Consider the following 4,428-nt stretch of genomic DNA (forward strand, 5'->3'; position numbering starts at 1 on the left):
GGGGAAAACCAAAGACCCGGCAAGGGGGTGGGCGGCGGGAAAAACCCGAAGACCCGGCCCCCGCCAAAGCGGAAACCGGGTCTTCGGTGCGGCATACGACATACGGCATACGGACGGCCCGGAGGCCGGACCGCCGGCCCGGAGGCCAACCGTCGCCGTATCAGCTCGCCGTATCAGCTCGCCATGTCAGCTCGCCGTATCAGCTCACGTCAGTGCGCGTGACCGTGGCCGTGGCCGGCCTCGGCCGGCTCGTCCTCGGCGGGCTTCTCGACGACCAGGGTCTCGGTCGTCAGCAGCAGCGAGGCGATCGACGCGGCGTTCTCCAGGGCGGAGCGGGTGACCTTGACCGGGTCGATGACGCCGGCCTTGACCAGGTCGCCGTACTCACCGGTGGCGGCGTTGAAGCCGTTGCCCTTGTCCTGCTCGGCGACCTTCGCGGTGATGACGTAGCCCTCAAGGCCGGCGTTCTCCGCGATCCAGCGCAGCGGCTCGACGACGGCGCGGCGGACGACGGCGACACCGGTGGCCTCGTCGCCCTCCTTGCCGAGGGAGCCCTCCAGCACCTTGGCGGCGTGCACCAGAGCGGAGCCACCACCGGAGACGATGCCCTCCTCGACCGCGGCGCGGGTCGCGGAGATGGCGTCCTCCAGACGGTGCTTCTTCTCCTTGAGCTCGACCTCGGTGGCCGCACCCACGCGGATGACGCAGACGCCACCGGCGAGCTTGGCGAGGCGCTCCTGGAGCTTCTCGCGGTCCCAGTCCGAGTCGGTGGTCTCGATCTCGGCCTTGATCTGGGCGACGCGTCCGGTGACGTCGTCGGCCTTGCCGCCACCGTCGACGATGGTGGTGTCGTCCTTGGTGACGGTCACCCGGCGGGCGGTGCCGAGCACGTCCAGACCGGCCTGGTCGAGCTTGAGGCCGACCTCCTCGGCGATGACGGTCGCACCGGTGAGGGTGGCGATGTCGCCGAGCATGGCCTTGCGGCGGTCACCGAAGCCGGGAGCCTTGACGGCCACGGCGTTGAAGGTGCCACGGATCTTGTTCACGACCAGGGTCGACAGGGCCTCGCCCTCGACGTCCTCGGCGATGATCAGCAGCGGCTTGGAGGCACCGGCCTGGATGACCTTCTCCAGCAGCGGCAGCAGGTCCTGGATCGAGGAGATCTTGCCCTGGTGGATCAGGATGTACGGGTCCTCGAGGACGGCCTCCATACGCTCCTGGTCGGTGACCATGTAGGGCGAGAGGTAGCCCTTGTCGAAGGCCATGCCCTCGGTGAAGTCGAGCTCCAGGCCGAAGGTGTTGGACTCCTCGACGGTGATGACACCGTCCTTGCCGACCTTGTCCATCGCCTCGGCGATCAGCTCGCCGACCTGCTTGTCCTGGGCGGACAGGCCGGCCACGGCGGCGATGTCGGACTTGTCGTCGATCGGGCGGGCGGTCGCGAGGAGCTCGTCGGACACGGCCTTGACGGCGGCGTCGATGCCCTTCTTGAGCGCGGCCGGGGAGGCACCCGCGGCGACGTTGCGCAGGCCCTCGCGGACCAGCGCCTGGGCCAGCACGGTGGCGGTGGTGGTGCCGTCACCCGCGATGTCGTTGGTCTTGGTCGCCACCTCCTTGACGAGCTGGGCGCCAAGGTTCTCGTACGGGTCGTCGACCTCGACCTCACGGGCGATGGTGACACCGTCGTTGGTGATCGTCGGGGCGCCGAACTTCTTGTCGATGACGACGTTGCGGCCCTTGGGGCCGATCGTCACCTTGACGGTGTCGGCAAGCTTGTTGACGCCGCGCTCAAGGGCGCGACGGGCGTCCTCGTCGAACTTCAGGATCTTCGCCATGGGTTGCTTCAAGTCCTCTCATTGCGATCCTCGGCCACGCAGTGGGGACCGCTGTCGCTCAAACGAACTGCGCCCCTGCCCCGGGTTGTTTAGACGCGGGAACCAGGGGCGCAGATCACGGCAAAACCGGTGACTTACTTCTCGACGATCGCGAGAACGTCGCGAGCCGAGAGCACGAGGTAGTCCTCGTTGTTGTACTTCACCTCGGTGCCGCCGTACTTGCTGTAGAGCACGACATCGCCGACGTTCACGTCGAGCTCGATGCGCTTGCCGTCCTCGACACGGCCCGGGCCCACGGCCAGGACGACGCCCTCCTGGGGCTTCTCCTTGGCGGTGTCCGGAATGACCAGGCCCGAGGCCGTGGTCTGCTCGGCGTCGAGCGGCTGGACCACAATGCGGTCCTCAAGCGGCTTGATGGCAACCTTGGAGCTGGTGGTCGTCACGATCCGACCTCCCCCTTCGGAGATCTCACGGGGTTAACTGTCTGAGGTGGCGACCAGGTGGATCCGTCGTCGCGGGTGCCGGACCTGCCCGTCGCTGTATGTCTGGCACTCCCCACTGGAGAGTGCCAACGCCGAGACTATGACGCGGTTAGCACTCGGTCAAGCGGAGTGCCAGCGCGGCGGGGGGAGGGTTCCGCCGGCCCCGGTTGACCCGCCGTACGACGCCGCGCCCCCCGGCCGCCCCCCCCCAACCCCGACGACGACCCTCCGGGGCGGGATCCGGGCAGGTTTCCAGGCAGGTTTCCAGGCAGGCTTCCGAGCAGGTTTGCGGGACGACCTCCGAACGGTTCCTACTAAATCGGACACACCTTCCCTTCCCTCGCAACCACGTCACTGGCTGCCTCGTCTATCTCCTTGCTGCCGAACCGACGAACCGGGCGCACTCCCGGACGGCCGGCGGCGTCGACGACCGATGGCGGAGGACCCCGTGCGTGGACTGACCAGCGTTCCCCGGGCTGCCGTGGAGCGGGAGAGCGATGCCGAACGCACCATGACGTTCGCCGCACTCGCGCAGGCACCGGACCGCCGGCGGACCGAGGCGTGGCTGCTCGCCGTCGTCGTCCTGATCGCGGACTTCGGCTACGCCTACACCGGTCTGTCGATGACCGGCCGACTGCCCGGCGGGCTGCCCGGCTTCGCCGTCAGCATGTTGTTCGTGGCGCTGGTGCCGCATCTGGTACTGCGCCGCTTCGCGCCCCGCGCCGATCCGCTGATCCTGCCGCTGGCGACGCTGTTGACCGGCATAGGTCTGGTGCTGCTGCACCGCCTGGACGTCACCTACGCGCAAAAGCCCCGGCTGAAGATCGCCGAGGCGGCGAGCGGCCAGCTGGTCTGGACGGTGATCGGGGTCGCCGTGTGCATCGGCATCCTGCTGGTGCTGCGCGACCACCGCATTCTGCAGCGCTACATCTATCTGACGATGGTGGTCGCGCTGGTGTTGCTGATGGCGCCGGCCTTCTTCGGCGCCGACATGTACGGCGCCAAGCGCTGGATCCTGCTCGGGCCGCTGTCGCTGCAGCCCGGCGAGTTCGTGAAGATCATGATCTCGGTGTTCTTCGCGGGCTATCTCACCGTCAACCGCGACGCCCTGGCGCTGGCCGGACGGCGGGTCCTGGGCGTCCAGCTGCCCCCGGGTAGGCAGCTCGCGCCGATCTTCACGATCTGGGTGATCAGTCTGCTGGTGCTGGTCTTCGAACGGGACCTGGGTACCTCGCTGATCTTCTTCGGGGTCTTCGTGATCATGCTCTACATGGCGACCGAGCGCACCAGTTGGGTGCTCTGCGGGCTGGCCATGGCCGTGGTCGGGGCCACCGTGGTCGGCTCGACGGAACCGCACGTCAAGGGCCGGATCATGGCCTGGCTGCACCCGATGGACATCTTCCTGCCGCAGGCACAGCGGCCGCCGGGGCTGATCTCCGACCAGGCCGCGCAGGCGCTGTTCAGCTTCGGCAGCGGCGGGATCTCGGGCAGCGGCCTGGGCCAGGGCCACCCGGAACTGATCGGCTTCGCCGGCAACAGCGACTTCATCCTCACCACGGTGGGCGAGGAGCTGGGCCTGGCCGGGGTGATGGCCGTGATCATGCTGTACGTGCTGCTCGCCCAGCGCGGGTTGCGGGTCGGCCTGACCGCTCGCGACCCGTTCGGCAAGCTGCTGGCGGTCGGGCTCTCCGGGGCACTGCTGCTCCAGGTCTTCGTCGTCGCCGGCGGAGTCACCGGACTGATCCCGCTGACCGGCAAGGCCCTGCCGTTCCTCGCCAAGGGCGGCTCCTCACTCGTCGCGAACTGGGTGATGGTGGCACTGCTGCTCCGCATCAGCGACCATGCGCAGCGCCGGCGCGAGCCGGCGTAGTTTTCCCACGTTTTTGGCTTTCCCGCCGTGGTTGCTTCTCGCCGTTGCGCTTTGCGGCGCGGCCGCACGTTGTCGGCTTTCCCGCCGCGGATCTTCCCGCCGTTGCTCCCCCAGCTAACGCTGGGAGGTACCCCCAGCGGCGGGCGGGGTCCGCTGCGCGGGGCTGTTGGGTGCGGTGACGGGCCTCCGCGGGTGGGTGTCCGGACTGCTTCGCTTTACGTCCACACAACAGGCCCCTCCG

General features: G+C 68.5%; 3 protein-coding genes. 1 reads left to right on the plus strand and 2 read right to left on the minus strand.

The features are described 5' to 3' along the window. Positions 1–209: 209 nt before the first annotated feature. Both groL and groES read right to left on the minus strand, forming a co-directional pair. The gene (gene groL, locus EST54_RS33380) at positions 210–1,835 is read right to left on the minus strand and encodes a chaperonin GroEL (RefSeq protein WP_129251416.1); all 1,626 of its coding nucleotides are present in this window, start codon (positions 1,833–1,835) and stop codon (positions 210–212) included. A 134-nt stretch (positions 1,836–1,969) separates the two neighbouring features. Further along, positions 1,970–2,278, minus strand: coding sequence for a co-chaperone GroES (gene groES, locus EST54_RS33385; RefSeq protein ID WP_006604922.1), 309 nt, complete (start codon positions 2,276–2,278; stop codon positions 1,970–1,972). 550 nt (positions 2,279–2,828) lie between these two features. On the opposite strand from groES, the gene EST54_RS33390 reads away from it, so the two are divergent. Then, a complete protein-coding gene (locus EST54_RS33390; RefSeq protein ID WP_129251417.1) occupies positions 2,829–4,187 on the plus strand; it encodes an FtsW/RodA/SpoVE family cell cycle protein in 1,359 nt (452 codons plus the stop codon). Positions 4,188–4,428: the final 241 nt, after the last annotated feature.

Source organism: Streptomyces sioyaensis (assembly GCF_004122735.1).
GTDB classification, from domain to species: Bacteria; Actinomycetota; Actinomycetes; order Streptomycetales; family Streptomycetaceae; genus Streptomyces; species Streptomyces sioyaensis.

Excerpts from the sequence above, each read along its gene's own strand:
- groL (WP_129251416.1), bottom strand. The coding sequence starts at position 1,835 with ATGGCGAAGATCCTGAAGTTCGACGAGGACGCCCGTCGCGCCCTTGAG.
- EST54_RS33390 (WP_129251417.1), top strand. The coding sequence starts at position 2,829 with ATGACGTTCGCCGCACTCGCGCAGGCACCGGACCGCCGGCGGACCGAG.